Source organism: Novipirellula rosea (genome assembly GCF_039541335.1).
Lineage (GTDB): Bacteria > Planctomycetota > Planctomycetia > Pirellulales > Pirellulaceae > Novipirellula > Novipirellula rosea.
The window spans coordinates 431,132-452,015 of sequence record NZ_BAABGA010000018.1; the positions used below are offsets into that span (position 1 = coordinate 431,132).

The 20,884-nt window shown below is 55.5% G+C and carries 16 protein-coding genes; 9 read left to right on the plus strand and 7 right to left on the minus strand.

All coding sequences use genetic code 11. From position 1 onward, the window contains the following. Window positions 1–2: 2 nt before the first annotated feature. On the minus strand, window positions 3–203 hold the full coding sequence (locus tag ABD971_RS08155) for a hypothetical protein (protein ID WP_345321023.1): 201 nt from the start codon (window positions 201–203) through the stop codon (window positions 3–5). A 558-nt stretch (window positions 204–761) separates the two neighbouring features. Here ABD971_RS08155 and ABD971_RS08160 point away from each other — a divergent pair. Continuing rightward, window positions 762–923 (plus strand): META domain-containing protein, encoded by a 162-nt coding sequence (locus ABD971_RS08160; protein ID WP_339938376.1) that lies wholly within the window; start codon window positions 762–764, stop codon window positions 921–923. Window positions 924–1,043: 120 nt separating this feature from the next. Further along, entirely contained in the window at window positions 1,044–2,243 is a 1,200-nt protein-coding gene (locus ABD971_RS08165) for a DUF1559 family PulG-like putative transporter (RefSeq protein ID WP_339938374.1), read from the plus strand. A 99-nt stretch (window positions 2,244–2,342) separates the two neighbouring features. Here ABD971_RS08165 and ABD971_RS08170 read toward each other — a convergent pair whose 3' ends face one another. Next, complete coding sequence (locus ABD971_RS08170) at window positions 2,343–4,154, minus strand: hypothetical protein (protein WP_345321026.1); 1,812 nt, start codon at window positions 4,152–4,154, stop codon at window positions 2,343–2,345. A 421-nt stretch (window positions 4,155–4,575) separates the two neighbouring features. Between ABD971_RS08170 and ABD971_RS08175 the strand changes: the two genes are divergently transcribed. The 7 genes from ABD971_RS08175 (at window position 4,576) to ABD971_RS08205 (ending at window position 13,049) form a co-directional block, all read left to right on the plus strand. Continuing rightward, window positions 4,576–5,514, plus strand: a complete 939-nt coding sequence (locus ABD971_RS08175; protein WP_345321028.1) for a hypothetical protein — start codon at window positions 4,576–4,578, stop codon at window positions 5,512–5,514. A gap of 55 nt (window positions 5,515–5,569) precedes the next feature. Further along, window positions 5,570–7,399, plus strand: a complete 1,830-nt coding sequence (locus tag ABD971_RS08180; RefSeq protein ID WP_345321030.1) for a hypothetical protein — start codon at window positions 5,570–5,572, stop codon at window positions 7,397–7,399. A 30-nt stretch (window positions 7,400–7,429) separates the two neighbouring features. After that, a complete protein-coding gene (locus tag ABD971_RS08185) occupies window positions 7,430–7,642 on the plus strand; it encodes a hypothetical protein (RefSeq protein WP_345321032.1) in 213 nt (70 codons plus the stop codon). Between the two features lie 74 nt (window positions 7,643–7,716). Further along, window positions 7,717–8,157, plus strand: a complete 441-nt coding sequence (locus ABD971_RS08190; protein ID WP_345321034.1) for a DUF6958 family protein — start codon at window positions 7,717–7,719, stop codon at window positions 8,155–8,157. Between the two features lie 90 nt (window positions 8,158–8,247). After that, the gene (locus ABD971_RS08195; RefSeq protein ID WP_345321036.1) at window positions 8,248–9,270 is read left to right on the plus strand and encodes an ArnT family glycosyltransferase; all 1,023 of its coding nucleotides are present in this window, start codon (window positions 8,248–8,250) and stop codon (window positions 9,268–9,270) included. A 59-nt stretch (window positions 9,271–9,329) separates the two neighbouring features. Then, the gene (locus ABD971_RS08200; protein WP_345321038.1) at window positions 9,330–11,057 is read left to right on the plus strand and encodes a WD40 repeat domain-containing protein; all 1,728 of its coding nucleotides are present in this window, start codon (window positions 9,330–9,332) and stop codon (window positions 11,055–11,057) included. 42 nt (window positions 11,058–11,099) lie between these two features. Then, window positions 11,100–13,049 (plus strand): DUF1559 family PulG-like putative transporter, encoded by a 1,950-nt coding sequence (locus ABD971_RS08205; RefSeq protein WP_345321040.1) that lies wholly within the window; start codon window positions 11,100–11,102, stop codon window positions 13,047–13,049. A 1,849-nt stretch (window positions 13,050–14,898) separates the two neighbouring features. Here ABD971_RS08205 and ABD971_RS08210 read toward each other — a convergent pair. The 5 genes from ABD971_RS08210 to ABD971_RS08230 form a co-directional block, all read right to left on the minus strand. Next, window positions 14,899–16,095 (minus strand): tetratricopeptide repeat protein, encoded by a 1,197-nt coding sequence (locus tag ABD971_RS08210; protein ID WP_345321042.1) that lies wholly within the window; start codon window positions 16,093–16,095, stop codon window positions 14,899–14,901. Then, window positions 16,092–17,264: a hypothetical protein gene (locus ABD971_RS08215; RefSeq protein WP_345321044.1), complete on the minus strand. Its 1,173-nt coding sequence runs from the start codon at window positions 17,262–17,264 to the stop codon at window positions 16,092–16,094. The genes ABD971_RS08210 and ABD971_RS08215 overlap by 4 nt, the downstream gene beginning before the upstream one ends. 4 nt (window positions 17,265–17,268) lie before the next feature. Further along, window positions 17,269–18,510: a multiheme c-type cytochrome gene (locus ABD971_RS08220; RefSeq protein ID WP_345321046.1), complete on the minus strand. Its 1,242-nt coding sequence runs from the start codon at window positions 18,508–18,510 to the stop codon at window positions 17,269–17,271. Window positions 18,511–18,759: 249 nt separating this feature from the next. After that, window positions 18,760–19,170, minus strand: coding sequence for a hypothetical protein (locus tag ABD971_RS08225; protein ID WP_339938354.1), 411 nt, complete (start codon window positions 19,168–19,170; stop codon window positions 18,760–18,762). Between the two features lie 38 nt (window positions 19,171–19,208). Further along, window positions 19,209–20,315 carry a DUF1559 domain-containing protein gene (locus ABD971_RS08230; protein ID WP_339938352.1) on the minus strand — a complete coding sequence of 369 codons (1,107 nt, stop codon included), beginning with the start codon at window positions 20,313–20,315 and terminating at the stop codon, window positions 19,209–19,211. Window positions 20,316–20,884: the final 569 nt, after the last annotated feature.

Below are 20,884 nucleotides of genomic sequence, written 5' to 3' on the forward strand. Positions count from 1 at the left end.
GATTACAAGTTGCGTAGTTCGCGACCTAGGCTTCGCCGAGCTTCATTGACGATCTTTTGATCTTCACTCGGCTCTTCAGCTGGCACATTCAGGGCTTGAGACGGAGTCGAGCCCGAGTGGGTTTGAGGGGCCGCGGATGTGGGTGAAGCATCCGCAGCAAACATTGCAGTCAGAAGCGATAGTGCGAGTGAAGAGCGGAACATGATAGCGGTTTCCTTTTTTCAAAGTGGAGTGTGAGGCAAGCGAGTTCGTCCAAGAACTCGACGAACCGGAAAGGATGCACGCGGTGTGCCAAATCGCCGCACCCTCTAAAACCCAACGCTGGACGCGTCTTTAGCGTTTTTTCGCACCGAGGTGAAGCAAACATCTGCAGACCCTGCCAAATTCTGCAGTCCCGCAGGTCGATAGGGTCACGGCATAGCCGAAGGACGACGACAAGCTATCGAGTGCGTGTTATCCCAAACTTGTCACGCCCCGGCACCGTTGCCCAAGCCAACAGCGAAACACGAGGGGTGTGCAACCTACTCCATAGGCCCCGTGCCCTTCACCTCATCCCTGCCCGGCAACACAACAGGTGACGTTGGCAAGGCCGTCACCATTCCTGAATCGGGGATCGCGGGGGCGAAAACACCCGCAAAAGCCTTCCAACGGCACCTCAGCCTCTATACACTAAAAAAAATCCTGATCGGTGAGGCCGTTCATTCTGCGTAGGCGCAGAACGCAACGCCCATCCATAAACCTGTTTTCTCCTGAGGTCCTTGATGAAGAAACTCTTGTCTATTTTTGCTCTGGCACTGTGTTTGGGCGGTTGCTCGGACAGCAGCGACACCACCGTGGTCGACCCCAACGGATTCACGCCCGAGCAACAAGCCGAACATCAGGCATACGTCGAAGAGATGGACGGACCGCCTCCATCAGAGTAGGCGAACAAACCGTCTGTACGTCTCAAGTCCTTCGGCTTGATTCCATCTCGTCGCGATCGTTCCTTGGGAACGTCGTTCATTCCTGTCTATTTCATTCCGATTTTTTCAAAAGGAAAAACGATGAACAAATCATCGAGACCAGGCTTTACCCTGGTCGAACTCCTGGTGGTGATCGCCATTATCGGGGTACTGGTCGGGCTCTTGTTACCTGCGGTCCAAGCCGCGCGAGAAGCCGCTCGCCGCATGAGCTGCAGCAATAATTTTAAGCAGTTAGGCTTGTCGCTTCACAATTATCATTCTGCTTATGACAAACTGCCTCAACATATGACGGGGAATACCCGTACGTGGACCAACGACTCAACCGTTTGCAATCGTCTCTATTTAAGTGCGTTGGTTGGTCTCACACCGTTCATGGAACAACAATCGCTGTGGGAGCAGATCAGCAACCCAGGCGATCGCAACAAAGATGGATCGATCTCCTTTCCCGGCGACAACCCGCCAATGGGTCCTGGTCCTTGGCAAACTTATTACGAACCTTGGATGACAGACATCCCTACCTTGCGATGCCCCAGTGACCCGGGACGAGGCGCCCCCGCGTTGGGCCGCTCCAATTACTCGGTTTGCGTTGGTGACGTCATCGAATTGGTTCACAGTGGTGGAAAGAACGAATCCAATATTTATGACAACAGCACCGCGATCGATACCGACGAAGCTGGGATTCGAAATGGAGGCGGCAGCGACAATAATACCCGTGCAACGGATGCTCGGAGTCGCAATCGAGGCATGTTTTGGGCGCGTCACACGACCGCTTTCCGCGATGTACTTGATGGATTGTCAAATACCATCGCCATGGGCGAAATTGCAACCATCTTGGGTGGTCGCGAGATCATCTCGGAGTTCGTCCTTAACGGACCGGACGCGATCACCACGAATCCGGCAGCTTGCGATAGCCAAGTGGATCCGGCACGTCCTCAATTTTGGCTGAGCACGGCGTCCGTGGGCGGCGGCAACCAGATTCGTGGTGGTCGATGGGCCGATGGCCGGTTGCAATACACCGCATTCCAGACCATCAAGCCACCAAATAGCCTGAGCTGCTATCGCGGCGGCGATGCCTCGCAAGGTATTTCGTCCGCGAGCAGCCGTCACCAAGGCGGCGCTCACGTGCTGATGGGTGATGGTGCGGTGAAATTTATCACGTCGAGCATCGAGTCGGGCAACCAACAAGCGACCCCGGCGCACTCGGGTCGCGAAAGCAGCTTTGGTCTGTGGGGTTCCTTGGGGACGCGGGCCGGCAAAGAAACGATCGACAGCGATTTCTGATCGGCTATCTGAAACCGCGGAAAACTTTCGAAAAGCCCGGTTCCAAGTGGAGCCGGGCTTTTTTGATCACAACCCGCTATGAACCAAGACTCACGCGATTTATCCGCTCGGACGTCTCATTCGGTAAATGGCGATCGTAGGCGTCACAAATTCATCGGGAGGATAGTGCAACAACTCCACGATCAGTTGGTCCCGATATCGGCGACCTTGCGTTTCTGGCGGCTTTTCCCACCCCAATCTTCGTTGCAAGACGATCTCGATAACACCGGTGTTTGCGTTCGCCTGCGGCGTTTCCCGCGATTGAATCATTTGCTCCAAAACCTGCGGATCGGGATCACGAAGCTTGAATTGAAAACACGCTTCGGGCTCGTGCGAATGAATGCATAAGTAACGTTCAGTGCCGAGTTCACGATTTCTGGACAGCCACTTTTCCAAACGCCACAAGTCTTGGCCCGCATCAAAATTGCTTTGGTGCAATACCGGAGGCGTCTTGTACGAGCCACCCAACATCGGATTGACATACGCGAAATAGTTTGGAAACACGACCGCGTATTCCCAAAGCATGACCACACACAAAGCGACCGCCGCAAAACGCATGGCTCGCACCGCTCGGAATGACCAATGGCACCATGCGACGCCGGCCAACAGGTAGATCGCAGGTAACGCGGGCAATGCGTAGCGAAGATTGACCGCCATCTGCCAGTGGAGCGAAAGGACCAGCAGCACCGACGTCGCGGCAACCGAGCAGCAAATCAGCAATGCCGAAACGTCTTTATCTCGAAGTTCACCCGTCGGAGGCAACCGCTTTCGCCGGATCAAGGATACTGCGAATACAATCGCTAAGATGACCGCTCCAATCCAAACGGCGAGCTGTTCCTTGGCCAACAGTCCATAGACGTAATACCACCAGACACCCTCGGGATACCAACGGCCATCGACGTAGGCGGCACGGCCGTTTTCCACGGCAGTCTGTTGCTCATCGATCCCGATCAAAAATTGTGCCGGTAACGGAGACGGCAATTGTCCGACCAGCCTCGACACAGCGCTGCTTGGTGCGTCCCCGGACGACGTATCATTGAGCCACGACAAGAGATCGCTGCGAAAATGATGCTGCGAAAGCCGCCATCCCAAATCCTGCCCCCCATACATGACCGCAACAACAATCGCGGCGATGCAACCTTGATAGATATGCGATTGGATTGCAGTTAGCGTGGCCTGCGACCCTTTCAATTTAGCCACTCGAGTTTGGTAGATTACCGTTCCGACTGGCCATGCCAGATACACCGCACAAAAGGTGAATTTCGTTGACAGTGCTAGCCCCCACGCTAATCCACACAGCGTCGAAGTAGACCGAGCGGGCCGTCGCCACCACGCGACCGTCGACGTGATCAGCAGCACCATCATCGTAGCGGACGACACGTCGGGCATGATCAACCAACCATGCCCCAACACCAACGGGTTGGTCAACCACAAGATTGCTGCGATCAAACCGATTTTGCGAACGTTCTCCGGAAGCAAAAACACGATCAACCAAGCTGTCAAGCAAGTGAGCAGCACACGTGGCAATCGACCGACATAGAACAGAGTCCGGTAGTCCGCGTGATTGGCCTGCATAAACCGGTACCCCAAGTTGAACTCATGTCTTGCGCCAACTGCCATCTGAGATGCGGGATAGAGCCCGGGCAGTTCCGGCTGGAACAGCAATTCAGGAATTGCGGCGGAGCTTAATTTCACTAACGGTGGATTCACTCGGTAGAAACCCGGATCTCCGCTGCGCAAGATCGCGATCCCAGACGCCAATTGAGCACTCTCGTCCCAGGTCGGCGCGGACGTCCAGCTCTGATGTAGCAGGCTGCTTGCGCCAACCACAGCAAATACCGCCAACACCGCAACGTGGACTTTTTGATGCATGATCCGACCACCACAACCCCAGAGGTCAAGGAGCTATAGACTTCGACAAAGCCTGCACTGCTCCCATTGGGAAGATGTTTTCACCGACTCGATTTATCTACAAAACTGCAAACTTTAAGCATTTTCTCTTTTTTTCAATCGACTGCGTTTTTTCGTTGCAAGCTGAGAAACCTTCCGATAAGGTCACAAATCGTCGACGCAACTGATTGCACCACGCAACAGACGAACCTAGCAAACAAGTGCCCTTGGGGTACTGCGTCCACCAACAAAACCCTTCACACCGAGTGGCCAAGAGAACATCAGCAGCATTGAACTTCAGCAAGCAACGTTCGCCAAAAACGGAAACAAAGCGACTTGCGAACCAATCAATCATTGTTTTGCATCCACGTTAAACCTAGTCATCATCAACGAGCGTCTAATCATGACACGCCTTTTACTCGCTGCGATCTTTAGCACCTTGCTGATAACAAATGCGCGTGGGGACGAGGAAACCGAAAGGCTCGTCACGGATTATTCCGAAAAGCTACGAAGCACGTTCAGCCCTGTGGAGACGACGCTCCAAACACGCAACCTGATTGATGGCACGGAGACGCACAGCGTCTACATCGAATCCGGAGAATACTTTCTCTATGAAAAGCCAACCGCGATTTGTGCTGCGAATCCCCAATACAGTTTCTTCCTCGAACGAAAAACCGCCGCCGATCCATGGCAACTTAAGTCACTCAAGCCACGAACGAAAACGGAACACGACACCGAACTTGTAACGGAAGTCCAACTTGTTAAGGGCGCTCAGTACGGATGGATGGCCGCCAATGGTTTCCGAATTGATGAGTACTTTGAACCCGACCAACGCAAAATTCGCGTCGCTCATTCCGGTGGTGGTGATGACGAGGAAGTCAGTCTAACGATTGAAATCCCCGACACCAAGCAATGGATGAGCAATGGCATGCGTGTCAACAAGGAGCGAATTGCTGCAAAATTCCTGCCCAACAAGTACGGCTGGGTTCCTGTGCAGGCCGAGGCATTTTGGCCAAACGGCAAGGGAAGGAGCATCTCGCAGAACCGTGACTTTGTCCAACAAGATAGCTTCTGGATCCCACGGGAATCGGAGACAAAAATCTTCAAGACCGTCCAGCAAAAAGAACCCTACCTGCACGTTTTGACTCACTACGACTACCAAGACACGACGGCCGACTTGGATCGGTTTATGGTCAGTCACTATGGCTTCAAAGAACCTGTTCTTCCCGGCAGCGAACGCAGCCGTATCGGCGTCGTTATCGCCACTTCGTTCTTCCTGCTCGTAGCCGGCTTTCTGTTGCTTAAAAAGTTCGAAAGGAAGCCCTCAACGCGATCCGCGTAGTCGTTTTCGACTAGCCATGCCTATTTATGCCGATGCATGTTTTTAAGGTAGAAGATTGAAACACGTTACGCGAATCACAAATTACCAAAGACTGTTACTATCGCTGATTGTCATCCATGTCGTGCTGGTTGGCGGTTATGCGATCCGGTACGGATTTGCGTGGACCGAGGTTGGCTTGCTGCCCGCGGGGATTTTGGACTGGCAAGTCGGCAACTTCGACGCGTTTCGCGTCAATCCACCGCTGGTGCGTTTATGGGCAACGCTACCGCTGCTTCCTTTTGACCCCGAGGTCACAGCATTGGCAGCAGACATCGACCCGCGAGATCGGCTGGAATGGACACTCGCACGATCGATGTTGGAATCAAATCCCGAGGCGGCTCATCGCTGGTTGGTTCTATCGCGGTTGTTCTGTCTGCCATTCACGATTACTGGGATGTACGTCGCATCTCGGTGGGCGAGAGAACTGTATGGCTCCGCGGCCGGAATCGGTGCCGCACTGCTGTGGGCATTTTTACCAAACAACATTGGCTATGGCTGTTTGATCAGCGGCGATGCACAGGCGGCAAGCATGGGGTTGTTGACACTCTATCTGTTTCGCAGCTGGCTGAAACGTCCCTGTTTAGTAGAGACCTACCAATTGGGACTCGTCTTGGGATTGACGATGTTATGTAAGAGCAGTTGGTTGATTTTGTGCGGGTTGTTACCCGGGCTGTGTCTGGTGATTGGGGTGGTCCAGCACTGCAAGCGTAACCGCGATATGGGTCCGCAGAAAGCTGATACGATGCAGAGCCGCATACGGCAACTGGTGTCACTCGCTTCCGCACTTGTAATCGCATTGTTTATTGTGAACTTGATGTACGGATTCGCCGGCAGCTTTCGGCGTTTGGACAGTTATCAGTTTATCAGCAAGACACTCGCGGGCAGCGACGATTGGCAAGCTTATGCCCCCTACAGCGGAAATCGATTTGCCGGAACGTGGCTCGGACGCCTTCCGGTGCCATTCCCCGAAGATTTGGTGATCGGCGTCGACTTGCAAAAATGGGACTTTGATCGCGAGCGATGGTCCTACTTTCGCGGTCAATGGCGTAACCACGGCTGGTGGTACTACTACTTGTATGGGATGGCGATCAAATTGCCGCTTGGCTTTTGGTTGTTATTTCTAATCGCTGCAACGGGGTTTCTTTTGCGGGCATCCTGGCGAGTGCCGTGGCAGCAAGAGTTACTGTTGTGGACACCAATGCTGTTGATCCTTATTGGCGCGAGTCTCGAGAGGGGGCTAAACCGGCATTTGCGATACGTGTTGCCAGCGATGCCGTTTGCGATTGTCATTGCGAGTCGTACGTTTCGCGTCTTTGACGTCCCCCATCGCACATTGCGCCCCGCCGTGGCGGTGGCCACCGTGTGGATAATTGCCAGCAGTCTCTGGATCTATCCTCACAGTCTGTCGTATTTCAACGAATCGATCGGCGGTCCGTACCGAGCTGACAAATATCTCAACGCCAGCAATCTCGACTGGGGCCAGGACTTGCCCTACTTGCGTCGATGGCAGCAAGCGAATGCTGAAAAGCGGCCGCTGATGGTCACCAACTACCTACACATCGTCGACCCCAGTGCCGCCGGGATCCAAACCAATGGCGCCGTCCCGTCGATGCCCACTCGTCGCAACCATCGCTCGGGATTGTCAACGCCCGAGTTTTATCCCGGTTGGTACGCAATCGACCGAGAAACTTTGCTGCGTCGTAGCGGTGAGTACCAATATCTACGCCAGCTCGAACCAGCGGCATGGGCCGGCTATGGATTTCAAATCTACGAGATTTCAATCGAGCAAGCCGCCACGCTACAGCGACAGTGGCTTGATGCGAATGAACTGACCATACCCCAGTAGCAACCTCTCCAATCACATCGAGATCAATCAATGAACAATGATGACGAACAAACGACCGATCCGCATCAGCTTGTTGGTTGGTTTGAATTCGGTTGTTGGACGATCATCGCGATGACACCGTTTCTGTACTGGGTCAATGGCTCCGCGGTCTCCCGCGACCAGCTTGTGGTTCGTTCACTGTTGGTGGCCGTCGCATTGATCGCTGGTGTCACGTTGCGATGCATTGCTTGGTCGCGGAGATGACAAACAGCTTAAAGCCGCAGATGGATGACGACTCAGTCTCGGCCAATTTCAACACAATTACCTGGATCTTTTAAATGGCCGTTCCTACCAAACAAAAACTTCTCGACATCGCTAATTTCGCAAGCCTCAAACGTGCTTCGCTAGTACTCATGATGTTGATTGCTGCGACGGGTTGTTCATCACAGCCGATGGAAATCAAGCCCAAAATGGAATGCCGTTCACCCAACGGTCTACGCGACAACAAGAAAATGTTCCAGTGGAAATACGATCGAGTCCGCGAGGTCATTTTGGAGGTGTTGCCTGAAGGAGAAGAGGGGATGCCATTTCCAGAACTACGAGACATAGCGGAGCAGCAATTCAAATCAAGCGAACGTGAGGAGATAGGGAAACTCTCGTGGTTCGTCGAAACGGTGACTTTGGAAATGGAAACACGTGGGGAACTGCAGCGTTTCCCCGAGACGAAAACTCCGACACCGCTGCCGAAGAATGTGCGGCGAGTTCCCAACGCAATTTGACGGTCACTGTATGGCGTACCGAGCGGGACGACATTCCGCTTCCGTTAAATCAATTTCAACAACATTCGCTGACGACTTCCCATGGGCCCGATGGCTACCAAATACGCTGCCGCAATTTTACTTTCGCTTCAGGCCGTCCTATTGGCGTGGGGTGCGGTACGTCATAGCCCGACCTACGACGAGGTCGCGCACTTGCCCGCGGGACTGAGCCACTGGGAACGAGGCGATTATCATCTGTATCGCGTCAACCCGCCGCTCGTGCGAATGATCGCTTCGCTGCCGGTTTGGTTTTTGGGTGCTGATACTGATTGGAGCCGACTTGATTCTGTGATCGACTCCGATACCAATAAGCGAATCGACTTCGAAGTCGGTGCGGAATTCATCGCCGCCAATGGCCCGCGTGCGTTTTGGCTTTACACATTTGCCCGCTGGGCGTGCATCCCGTTTGCCACCATCGGTGGATGGGCGGTATGGCGATGGAGTCGCAAACTTTACGGAAATGGCTCAGCGATATTGGCGGTTGCGTTATGGACGTTCAGCCCGATGGTGATCGGACACGGCCAATTGATCACCCCTGACGTCGCGGCCGCATCCATGGGAACACTCGCGTTCTATCTGTTTTGGCAGTGGCTGCGGGAACCCTTGTGGAGGCACGCGTATCTCGTTGGCGCAGCGCTTGGTTCGGCGGAACTGACGAAAACAACCTGGGTGATCGCCATTCCCTTGATGTTGACGTTGTGGCTCGGGTTTACCGGAATCCATTGCCAACAACGCTGGCGGCAGGCATCCCAACTGGCATTCATTTTCGGATTGGCTTGGTTCGTCTTTGTGCTCGGTTACAGTGGCGACGGACTGTTCAAACCACTCGGTGAATATCAATTTCAGTCACAGGCGTTCTCTGAGACAGAACCTGTCGACCAGGACGAAGAGGTTCACGACGTTCGGAGCAAGAACAATCGTTTTGCGGGGACGTGGATGGCCGGCATCCCGGTGCCGCTTCCGGAACAATACGTCCTTGGGGTCGATGTCCAGAAAGCCAATTTCGAGTCCACAACGCTCTCCTATCTGGGCGGAGAACTGCGGTCACAAGGCTGGTGGTACTACTCGGCGTAAAGTCCACCTGTGGTGCACTACTGATGCTCGTCGGCGTCACGATCGTTCGAATTGTCACCATGGCAATCTCGATTGCCAATCCAAACCACCGCAATGTTTTGACAAAAGACGAATGGATTGTCGTGGTTCCGCTGATCGCGATCCTCGTGACCGTCAGCTCGCAAACCGGTATCAACAAACACCTGCGATACCTCTTGCCGGCGTACCCGTTTGCGATCATTTGGATCAGCCAAGCTGTTCGGCTGGCCGGTGCAGCGAGGCCGAAGCTGAGAAAATACGGCCACACGGCAATGGTGGCATGCACGGCATGGGCCGTCTCATCGAGTCTGTGGATTTACCCCCATAGCATGTCGTACTTTAACGAGCTCGCAGGAGGCCCGCGTCGTGGTGACCAGCATCTGATCAATAGCAATATCGATTGGGGTCAGGATCTCTTCTATTTACGTGACGAACTCGACAAGCGGGGGTGGCGAGACGTCGGCATGGTGTATTGGGGACGCTTTGATCCGCGGTTAGCTGGGATTGAATTTGATCTGCCCCCACGCGGTCCGTTCGAAGCGACCTCGGACGCACGAGGCCGCAGCCGATTGCTTCCAAAGCCGGGTCGTTATGCGATCAGCGTCAATCACATTCGCGGCTATGCGTTTCTAGCTCCAGACGGGAATGGCGGTTTGGCGATGCCTCGAAAAGATGCCTACAGCTACTTCCAGCGATGGCAACCTATTGCAACCGCCGGATACTCGACGCGTTTGTATGAAATCAGTACGACCGATGTGACGGAGTTACGCCAGCGACTTGGATTCGACAACCTCCCCGATTTAAAAATCGCAATCAACAACAACTTATCACTGGATAACAGTCACGCAACGACTGTGACAGCCATAGCCAATGAGAGTGCATTTTTGTTGGGATGTGCCGATGGTTCGGTCAAACGATTCCAGCTTGCCGAACCAATGCATCAGCGACAATCCGCAACCGATGGCGAGGCAAATCGTCAGGGCGTCAAACTCATGCCGGCCTCGACACACTCCGTCGCGGCCTTGGCGAGTTCACCATCGGGAGACCGTTTCGTTAGCGGGTACGCCAACGGCGATGTGTTCTTGGCGACGACGGAAACAGCCAGAGAGGCGTCTTCTCGCATACGGCTAGGGACTCATGATTCGCGAATCACGGCGGTCGCATTCTCACCCGATGGAACTCAGGTGGCATCGGCAAGCAATGACGGCATTGTTCAGATTTGGGACACAAATGGATCGGGATTATCCGCAAGCATCGACTGCGAGCTGACAACTACAGCGTTAGGTTGGGTCACATCAAACCAATTGCTAGTGGGCACGGGAGATTGGAAGACCGGACGACGTGGATCGATCGGCCGCTACGACGTGACCGGCCAGTGGCTCGGCGACCTCGAAAACAGTCGCCACCTGATCATCGACCTCGTTGCCACAGAGGATGGCCGCGTGATCGGACGCAACCACACTGGCGAGCTCTCCATTTGGGATGGGATAACAGGCAAGAAACAGTTCACCCTCGTTGGTGAAACTTCACGTCAACTGTCGCTGTCGAGTGACGAACGATGGCTGGCTGCTAGCGTCGCAACGGGTACGATCCGAATTTGGGAATTAAGCACCGGCGACCTAGTCCAACAATCCAAACTGCTTGAACATCGAATCGAAGAGATGGCATTTGTGGGAACCGAACCAGTGCTGATCGCGGTGGATGAACGCGGAAACACACACGAGATCTCCATCACGCTCGATGGAACTCGCCCTACACAGATCGATTGACAAAACTCCCTTTACAGACTCCCTCTCCGACGAGACTGTGCGATGAAACTGATCATTCAGATCCCATGCTTTAACGAAGCCGAAACGTTGCACCGCGTGCTCGCGGATCTCCCCTCGCAGATTTCCGGCATTGATGAAATCGAGACACTGGTGATCGACGATGGCAGCAGTGATGGAACGGCGGCCGTTGCACTAGGACTGGGTGTCGATCATGTGGAGCGACATCTCTGCAACCGCGGACTGGCGGCAACCTTTGCCAGCGGGCTGGAGACCGCACTGCGTCTGAATGCGGATATCATTGTCAACACCGATGGCGACAACCAGTACCCCAGCTCTTCGATCGCGAAACTCGTCGAACCGATCGTCGCAGGCCGAGCGGACGTGGTCGTAGGGGATCGACGCCCTGGGGCGGATCCAAAGTTCTCACTCGTAAAACGGTGGCTACAGCGATGCGGACGCCGCGTGGTCAGCGGGTTGGCCGGCCGCGATCTGGCGGATCCGGTCAGCGGCTTTCGAGCCTTTTCTCGCGCTGCAGCGGAACGAACGCATATCGTCACGGGGTACACCTATACGATCGAGTCACTACTGCAGGCCAGTTGCAAAAATCTGGCGATCGAGTTTGTCCCCATTGATACCAACCCCGCCACCCGACCGTCGCGATTATTTCGATCGATACCGCAGTTCGTTTCGCGTTCGGCGATCACGATGATGCGAGTGTTCTTCATGTTTCACCCGCTTGAGGTGCTGGTCAATATCAGCCTAGTACTGGCGTTGGTTGGTATCCTGCCAATCGCTAGGTTCTTGTATTTGTACGCTTTCGATGACGGCAGCGGGCACATTCAATCATTGATTCTGAGCGGAGTGCTGGTGGTTTTGTCGGCGATTACTCTGGTCGCGGGCCTGTTAGCGGATCTGATTTCGCACAACCGGCGACTGCTGGAAAAGACGCTCGAGCGATTGCCGTACGCTCGCATCGCAAGCAATCCGTCGAACGAACCGGAGCGTCACCACCACCGTTCGACGCATCGCCCCGAGCGATCTGCGTTCACCTTGCTCGAGTTGATCGTGGTGATGGCCGTTCTCTCAATTCTCGTCGCACTGTTGTTGCCATCGGTCCAGTCTGCGCGAGAGGCGGCGCGGAGGACACAGTGTGCCAATCATCTCAAACAATGGTCACTGGCACTGCAGCAACACGTGCACACGTATCGTCAGTTTCCGTCTGGCGGCTGGGGAAAAGATTGGGCAGGAATCCCGACCATCGGCAACGGACCAGCTCAACCAGGCGGTTGGATTTTTCAGTCACTTCCCTTTATTGAACAAAGTGCATTACAACAAACCGGAGGGCACCGAGCCGAAGACGAAGAGGCGAACGGCCAGCGGCTGCAGACGCCGCTTCCAATGTTGCACTGCCCCAGCCGACGCGGCGGGGAACTTTTCTTCAACGAACGAGGATGGCACCCTCATCACCATCCACTGCTCGTGTTTGTTGCCCGCAATGACTACGCGATCAATGGCGGAGGTCAAATGATCCGCTCCGGCGCTGGCCCCGAATCGATCAAAGACGCCCGCAGCCACACGTGGCCGGACATGTCGGACAACACAGGCATCTGTTACCAACGCAGTCGGATTCGTTTTCGCGACATCACCGATGGGCTGAGCAACACCTACGCGGTAGGCGAAAAACAGATTCCGGTGAACCGCTACGCTCTAGGAAGTGATATGGGGGACAACGAAAGCGCATACAGCGGTGATGACCGCGATCTGACTCGCTATGTTGGTGCGGTCGGAGACACTCGATTCCGCCCGCTTCCTGATTCCAACCTGCCTGAAGAAGAAGGGACAGTATTCGGCGCGGCCCATCCGGCGGTGTTTCAAATGACGCTCTGTGACGGCGCGGTAAAATCGATCAGCTACTCGATCGATTCCACGGTCCATTCGCAACTAGGAATTCGCAATGACGGAAAGTCCATTGACGCAAACGTTTTCCAGTAGCTGGCGTTTTTTAATGTGTAGGTTTTGCGGCTGGAAAATCGATTACGGTATCCTTGCGACCTCTCCCGAACGCAGTTTGGGAGAGGTGACACGCAGCAATCCACCTCTCCCGAGCGTAGCACGGGAGAGGTCGGACGGGCCCTCAAGGCCTCGTCCGGGTGAGGGTCGACCGAGCAAGTTGAATCGCGGCAAGCGGTTGCCAGCGAGGTGTCCGGTGCGAGCAAGCCAGAGACAAGCTCTCACCCGAGCATTCGCTGAAAGCTCTGCTCGACCTCTCCCAAACTACGTTTGGGAGAGGTAACACGCAGCAAGTCACCTCTCCCGAGCGCAGCACGGGAGAGGTCGGACGGGCCCTCAAGGCCGCGTCCGGGTGAGGGCCGACCGAGCAAGATGAATCGCGGCAAGCGGTTGCCAGCGAGGTGTCCGGTGCGAGCAAGCCGGAGACAAGCCCTCACCCGAGCAATCGCTAAAAGGCTCTGCTCGAACTCTCCCTAACTGCGTTTGGGAGAGGTAACACGCAGCAAGCCACCTCTCCCGAGCGCAGCACGGGAGAGGTCGGACGGGCCCTTAAGGCCTCGTCCGGGTGAGGGTCGACCGAGCAAATTGAATCGCGGCAAGCGGTTGCCAGTGAGGTGTCCAGTGCGAGCAAGCCAGAGACAGGGCCTCACCCGAGCAATCGCCGAAGGCTCTGCTCGACCTCTCCCTAACTGCGTTTGGGAGAGGTAACACGCAGCAAGCCACCTCTCCTGAGCGTAGCACGGGAGAGGTCGGACGGGCCCTTGAGGCCTCGTCCGGGTGAGGGCCGACCGAGCAAGATGAATCGCGGCAAGCAGTTGCCAGTGAGGTGCCCAGTGCGAGCAAGCCGGAGACAGACCCTCACCCGAGCATCGCTGAAGGCTCTGCTCGACCTCTCCCTAACTGCGTTTGGGAGAGGCAACACGCAGCAAGCCACCTCTCCCGAGCGAAGCACGGGAGAGGTCGGACGGGCCCTCAAGGCCTCGTCCGGGTGAGGGTCGACCGAGCAAGATGAATCGCGGCAAGCAGTTGCCAGTGAGGTGCCCAGTGCGAGCAAGCCGGAGACAGACCCTCACCCGAGCATCGCTGAAAGGCTCTGATCGACCTCTCCCTAACTGCGTTTGGGAGAGGCAGCACGCAGCAAGCCACCTCTCCCGAGCGTAGCACGGAAGAGGTCGGACGGGCCCTTAAGGCCTCGTCCGGGTGAGGGCCGACCGAGCAAGTTGAATCGCGGCAAACGGTTGCCAGCGAGGTGTCCAGTGCGAGCAAGCCAGAGACAGGCCCTCACCCGAGCATCGCGGAAGGCTCTGCTCGACCTCTCCCAAACTGCGTTGGGGAGAGGTAACACGCAGCAAGCCACCTCTCCCGAGCGCAGCACGGGAGAGGTCGGACGGGCCCTCAAGGCCTCGTCCGGGTGAGGGCCGACCGAGCAAGAAGAATCGCGGTAAGTGGTTGCCAGTGAGGTGTCCAGTGCGAGCAAGCCGGAGACAAGCCCTCACCCGAGCAATCGCTGAAGGCTCTGCTCGACCTCTCCCTAACTGCGTTTGGGAGAGGCAACACGCAGCAAGCCACCTCTCCCGAGCGAAGCACGGGAGAGGTCGGACGGGCCCTCAAGGCCTCGTCCGGGTGAGGGCCGACCGAGCAAGTTGAATCGCGGCAAGCGGTTGCCAGTGAGGTGTCCAGTGCGAGCAAGCCAGAGACAAGCCCTCACCCGAGCAATCGCTAAAAGGCTCTGCTCGACCTCTCCCTAACTGCGTTTGGGAGAGGTAACACGCAGCAAGCCACCTCTCCCGAGCGAAGCACGGGAGAGGTGACAGTCAACGACATTCCGCTGCTAGCGACGCGGCACTTGTAGACAACCAAAATGGTCCATCGACATCGATGACAGGATTGATTCGGATTGCGACTGCATCGTAGGATCCAACTGCATCGCCATCGTCGAATGCTCCGCCGCCAAACGAGTCTTTTGATGTTCGCGGTAACACTGCGCCAATAACAAATGACTCTCGGCGGTCGGATCGATCTCCACCAACGTACGATACGCTTGCTCTTCTAATGCCCGCTGGTCAAGTCGTCGGGCGGCAAACCCGATTCCCTTCCATGCACTGGCTAGCCCCGATCGCTTGGACTCGCTTGCGGGTTGCGATTCCCAGTATGCCACCGCTGCCTGATAGGCCTCCAAACTTTGCGACATCTGATTCAAACGCTGAAAACACAGTCCTTTATAGTCCAAGCTAACGGGCTGAAAACGATCACCGCGAGTCAATGGCTCGAGCAACTGCAACGCTTCCTCATTGCGATCCAAATGCATCAACACCGTGATCCGCTGGCCTAGCACGCTAACCGAGGCATCAGCAGAGAGAGGCTGGCGGGCTTCAGCTTGCAGTTCTGTGACGATGCTTTTCAGTTCCTGCTGGACTTTTCGTACCGATTTCTGATGAACGATGCCGCCAGGATTCAACTGGACAAATTGCTCGGCTTGTCGATTCGCCAGTGCAAAGCGACGGGTTTCCAGTGATCGCTCGAGATCAATACGGATTCCGTCGGCCACCGCGTCCGCATAGGCCGCCGGCACTAGCGTCGCCAGCGCGACAAGCATCGCGAATCGCAACCATCCGTCCTCCGCAAACGTGGGTAAACGTGCCGACGGCATCACGGTGGTGCCCGCAAACGTCACAGCCATCATCGTCGCCATCGCGATCACGCTGCGACATACGGTCAGCGTGATCACACTTTGATCAGGAAGCTGAGTGATTGCTGCTGCAAACACGGTGATCGCGGCAGCGACCGCAACGCACCCGAACGCGATGCCAAGTTTTTGCCAGCTAGCGAATTTGCAAAACAACTGGACCACCCACACCGCAAACGGAACCGCGGCTAAAAAGGCACAGGCGACGACGTCCCAGCGACCAAACACTTGCACCACACCCTCAGAGTTTGACAGCAGCATGCTGCAGACGGCCACCGCACCGATCGCCATCGCCCCATAAGCGATCCAGTCCCAACGGAACGTAAACGAAGTTGAGTTCATGATACGACTGCCGTTGCTGGGGAAGCGGCCGAAGACGGTTTACGCGACTTCCAAATCATGCCGTCAAAACAGTAATGCCAAAACGCGACCACAATATTGACGAACACCCACAGCTCGAAATAGCCACGTGAAAGTAGGTAATTGCCTAATCCAATCACGACCACGAATACAATCAAGAAAAACAACCACATTTTGGAAAGTCTGGCCAACGCATTCGATTTGCTTGAGCCCTGTGAACCGCTCATCGACCAAGTCACAATCGACATGTATTCCAAGGAATGAAAGATCGCCGAGGCCAATGCCAACTGGACCACCCATTGATTGTTTTCATAGTGCGAGGCCAACAAAAGCGATGCGAACAATGTCATCACGCTCGTTAAATAAGCCACACTCGCCAGCGATGCCTTGCCGGTCACTGCATACTGAAAACACTGGCGTCCCACAAACGCGATAGGAACCAACACTACAAACCAATCCACCGACGAAACCCACTCAAAACCATCGAAGGGACCTTCGCTCCATCCCCAACCGGCAACGCGAGCGATCACATAAAGCATGAAGCAGCGAAACACCGCCTTTTCGAGCGACGCGGCCCATGGCTTGGATGCAACGGACTGGGATTGTCCGGCTGGTTCGGAGGAATTCGCCGACTTGCTTTTGCGTTGATAGATGCGAAACACACCGTGGTGCTGCGAGGCGAAATGCCAAGCGTTCCAAATGTAATCGATCACGCCTAGGCACAGCAGTGAGCCGGTCCCCATTTTCAAACAAAGACACGCGACCAGAATCGCGGTGCCAAACGCAAGAAATTGCCGGCGTCGATCGACGCCCTTGTGGTGATCGACCGTGACGAGAATCAACGTGATCCAGCGATGCGGTGCGGTCACAAAATAGATTTGCCAAAACAGCAAACTCTGATGTGTTGCAATACCGCCCAAACGATCCACCAGCAACAACAGGGGCCAAAACGCGTTGGCAATAAAGAACAGATCAAGTGCGGGCGAGAACAGGAATCCAGAGCTCACCGGCGCAGGCGGTGGTCCCGCGGACGACGTTTCACGACCACGTGTCTGCTGCGTCACATCGAACGAATCCGCGGCGTGTTCACGATCATCCGCATCGACGAGTATCGCTGAACGGGCCTGAGGCTCAGCATCGGAAACAATCATCTAATCACTTTCCACCGTTATTGTGTGGCGAATCGCTCGCGGTTAAATCGGCTGCAGAGTCGTCGCTTGAGAACGCGTCGGGGATCCGAATCCAGTGATCGTGAAACGCGATTCCCGAGGTCCACTCGACCGCAGGCATGTGGCAATCAATACAATCGCCGGTGGGCTGGTGCGAGCACTCGCTTGACGATGCATCGCCATGACACTGTTTGCATTGATCGATCGACACCGCCCGATTGTGCGAAACGGTATCGTGCGGGTCGTGACAAGTGGAACAGGTCATCTTGTCGGGGCTCTCTAAATAGCAGCGACTGCGTTTGATGCCATAGGGCTGAAAACGCACCAATTCGTTGGGCGTCGCATCGGGTTTGACCGAAGACTCATCGCGATGACAAGTGCTGCAAGCATCCATGTAGGTCTCGGCGGTCTCATATCGCAACATCGGCTTGGCCTCTTCGGCATGCCCGAGATGCGCGAGTTCGACATGTTTTTTCCGTGGACCGTGACAACGCTCGCAACCGACATTGGCGACGACCAATGAGTTTATCAGCGGCAACGACGGAGGCGGCGTCAGCGTGCTGTGACACCCCAAACAGGCCCGCATGTCCGCTGCGTCCATCGGACGCCCGAAACATTCGATTGTTCCGACGGCGAATTCGTCAAATCGCTCGTGATCCGGTGTCAAACCGAGTTGATCGCGATTGGCAAAGTAGGACCACCGCAACTCGACGCCGCTTTGAGTCGACTCGTCGATCGCGATCGGCGTTTGGGCATGCGTTCCCGAACCGAGTAACCAGGTCACAGGAACCACAACGCCTGAGGCATTCGCGGCATCGCGAACCCACAACGAACCTGCGGTTTGCGAGAACTCAAAGACCTGGTCACGCCGCGGGTCTTGATAGTGGCGAGTCTCAGCAAGCTTGTTTGCCAATGACGATTCGTCAATGCGAGTCAACGTGCGGGAATGCCCCGAGCGAAGATGGGCTTCGTACTCTTTTTCATGACACTCGGCACACGCTTGGTCGCCCGCGAAATTGGCGGAAATCAACTGATTCCATCCCGCTACGGCCTGTTGGATTCGAGGCGGAAGGTTCTCAGCAAAACGTCGCGAAACATCCGCGGGACTCGCCCCCGAAGGGGCCGCGGAAAGAGCCATCCTCGGGACAGCATCCGCCATCATCGGAGTTGCCTGAAACGCATCCCAGACCATCCAAAGCATGCCCGCAGCGATTATCAAAAACGTCAACGCGGCCCATCCCAGCAAGCTGCGAACAGCGAGGCCCTTGGCGCAATTCTGACTCGAGGAATGGGATAGGGGATTGATCGCAGGGTTCTCCAATCGGTTATGAGATCGCGGGGACGTCGACTGTATTACTGAAGCATTTTAAATTTAACGTAGCCTAGGCTTCCAGCCTGGGTTTGCTGTGATTCCCAGGCTGGAAGCCTAGGCTACGTAAGCTCAACAACAATTCGACAGAAATTTTCTGTTGGCGTTTTAGCCAAGCGGAGCGTCTTTGATCTTCCACTGACCATCGATCCGTTGCAGCGTCCAGACCTGTTCGGTTTCGGCAACCGAACTCGCTTTGCCGCCACGTGTATCGCCGGAGGAGGTCGCGTGAACACCACCAAAAATTTTCACGGGGACGGTAACGCTATCGCCATCAAAGGCAGGCTCGCCGTTGACTTGGTAACCCCGCTCGCCATAGTCTTTGCGATTTTTCGGTGCCGCTCCGGCAACAAACGCACTGGCGAACATTTGATCGTCACCGGCAAGGTCACCTAGCCCTTCCACACTGGCAAACGCATTCTGTTCGTCAGTCGGTTTAACCACGCCCGAGGAACCACATCCGCCCCAAGTCGAGGCGGACAGCAACAGAGCGGCAACAACCAATTTCTTCAATTTCATTCGATTTTATTCCTTAGGTACAACAGTTTTGATTTCGATTATGGCTCGGTGATGACTTCGCTATTCTGAGCGGTGCTCATCGGTCGCCAGATATTCAGGTTGTCGACCGAGTCAGTGACAAAACGTACGCCGCCATCGGCCATCAACACGTTCACACCACCGGTGTGGTAACTGCGAGCCGCCGCATAGATTGCCGCAGTATCACGCTCTTCTTCACACGCCAATCGCGGCTTGCTGACGTCGGCGATATCCTCACCACAGGCCGCCAAGATGTCCTTTTCACTGGAGTTGGGATTTTGGAACGCCGAGAAGATGGTGGCTCCCATCGCGGGTGACATCCAAACGCCGCGAATGTCGGTTTGCGACTCGGCCGCAATGATCTCGCTCATCGCGATCGTGTTACTCAAACCATCGGTAAAGTCGCGGCTTTGCATGCCGTTGCGATTTTGAAAACGATCGCCTGCGGTCGTTGTGCCGTTGACCGTCGTGATGATTTTGTCTTGATTGACGTAGTAGGTACCGAACGCGCCACGTGTCTCCTTTTGCTCCCAAGACAACATGTCGCCCGATCCCCAACACGCCGCATAGTTATTGCCTTTGGCGAGTGCTTCGAGTCCGTAGCTGCCGTCCGAGAACTGACCGCCCACCGAGGGTGCCGAAGGACATTTGTCAAAGCCACTCAATTGCTCGCGTCCGAGGTTCCCCAGGGCGTCAATCGCTTCGCAGTGATCACAGGGGTTGGAGGTATGATCATCACCGCGGTCGTCCTCACAACGCTGGACCATTTCCCACATCGCGGGCTGTTCCATGTAGGGGAACAACATAGGCAACCAGTGCCAGCCCAATTCGTTTTGGCCGTGCTGCCAGCCGCCTGTTTTGAAGCGGTTACCCGACTCGTCATAGTTGACATTCCCTGGCGGGAACGCCCCAAACGCCGACATGTGGTTATGCATCGCCAAACCGAACTGCTTCATGTTGTTTTGGCACTGCATCCGGCGAGCCGCTTCACGTGCCGCCTGGACGGCGGGCAGCAACAACCCCACCAGGACTCCGATGATGGCGATCACCACCAATAGCTCAACGAGGGTAAAAGCTGATCGCTGAGGGGACACTGTAGTACGACGCTTGTTATGCGTAATCCGCATTCACGAATTCCTTGATCGAGAGAGAGACAAAATGTTTCAACAACAACGAGCGGGATTAAAGCGTTCGCATGTTGAAATTGAGCGCAGAAACGATGAAGGAATTCTTAAGATGTACAGCCCTCCACTGAAGGAGCCTCACTGACGCACTGGACCGACTTAACGGGCACTTAACACCCGCTGAACGAACCTCAAATTACAACATTTAACAAGCTATAGACTTACCCCCCCCTCGTCACAGAACGGGCCCTAGCGACTCTTTGGAGGAGGTGCGGTTCTCGGAGTCGCTCGAAGATCGGCGTTTAGCACGTTTCACGCCCCCCCCAAACTCCGGAGGACGCTGATTTAGTAGCAATCCCATAAGCCGGAGGCCGAAACATGACCTGCCGTTGGCGTGAGCCAACGGTTTAGGGGCGACCTGTCGCCGTAAGGCCGGAGGCCGACACACTGACGGCAGAGTGTGTCGCCCGCTGGGCTATGCTTTTCCACCTCCACTAACCGGTGGCTCACGCCGAGCCCTTTCAAGCTAGCACTCATGCGGCTCTCTTGGCGAGGATTCTTGCCGTCGATAT

Excerpts from the sequence above, each read along its gene's own strand:
- ABD971_RS08155 (WP_345321023.1), bottom strand. The coding sequence starts at position 203 with ATGTTCCGCTCTTCACTCGCACTATCGCTTCTGACTGCAATGTTTGCT.
- ABD971_RS08160 (WP_339938376.1), top strand. The coding sequence starts at position 762 with ATGAAGAAACTCTTGTCTATTTTTGCTCTGGCACTGTGTTTGGGCGGT.
- ABD971_RS08165 (WP_339938374.1), top strand. The coding sequence starts at position 1,044 with ATGAACAAATCATCGAGACCAGGCTTTACCCTGGTCGAACTCCTGGTG.
- ABD971_RS08170 (WP_345321026.1), bottom strand. The coding sequence starts at position 4,154 with ATGCATCAAAAAGTCCACGTTGCGGTGTTGGCGGTATTTGCTGTGGTT.
- ABD971_RS08175 (WP_345321028.1), top strand. The coding sequence starts at position 4,576 with ATGACACGCCTTTTACTCGCTGCGATCTTTAGCACCTTGCTGATAACA.
- ABD971_RS08185 (WP_345321032.1), top strand. The coding sequence starts at position 7,430 with ATGAACAATGATGACGAACAAACGACCGATCCGCATCAGCTTGTTGGT.
- ABD971_RS08190 (WP_345321034.1), top strand. The coding sequence starts at position 7,717 with ATGGCCGTTCCTACCAAACAAAAACTTCTCGACATCGCTAATTTCGCA.
- ABD971_RS08195 (WP_345321036.1), top strand. The coding sequence starts at position 8,248 with ATGGCTACCAAATACGCTGCCGCAATTTTACTTTCGCTTCAGGCCGTC.
- ABD971_RS08200 (WP_345321038.1), top strand. The coding sequence starts at position 9,330 with ATGGCAATCTCGATTGCCAATCCAAACCACCGCAATGTTTTGACAAAA.
- ABD971_RS08205 (WP_345321040.1), top strand. The coding sequence starts at position 11,100 with ATGAAACTGATCATTCAGATCCCATGCTTTAACGAAGCCGAAACGTTG.
- ABD971_RS08210 (WP_345321042.1), bottom strand. The coding sequence starts at position 16,095 with ATGAACTCAACTTCGTTTACGTTCCGTTGGGACTGGATCGCTTATGGG.
- ABD971_RS08215 (WP_345321044.1), bottom strand. The coding sequence starts at position 17,264 with ATGATTGTTTCCGATGCTGAGCCTCAGGCCCGTTCAGCGATACTCGTC.
- ABD971_RS08225 (WP_339938354.1), bottom strand. The coding sequence starts at position 19,170 with ATGAAATTGAAGAAATTGGTTGTTGCCGCTCTGTTGCTGTCCGCCTCG.
- ABD971_RS08230 (WP_339938352.1), bottom strand. The coding sequence starts at position 20,315 with ATGCGGATTACGCATAACAAGCGTCGTACTACAGTGTCCCCTCAGCGA.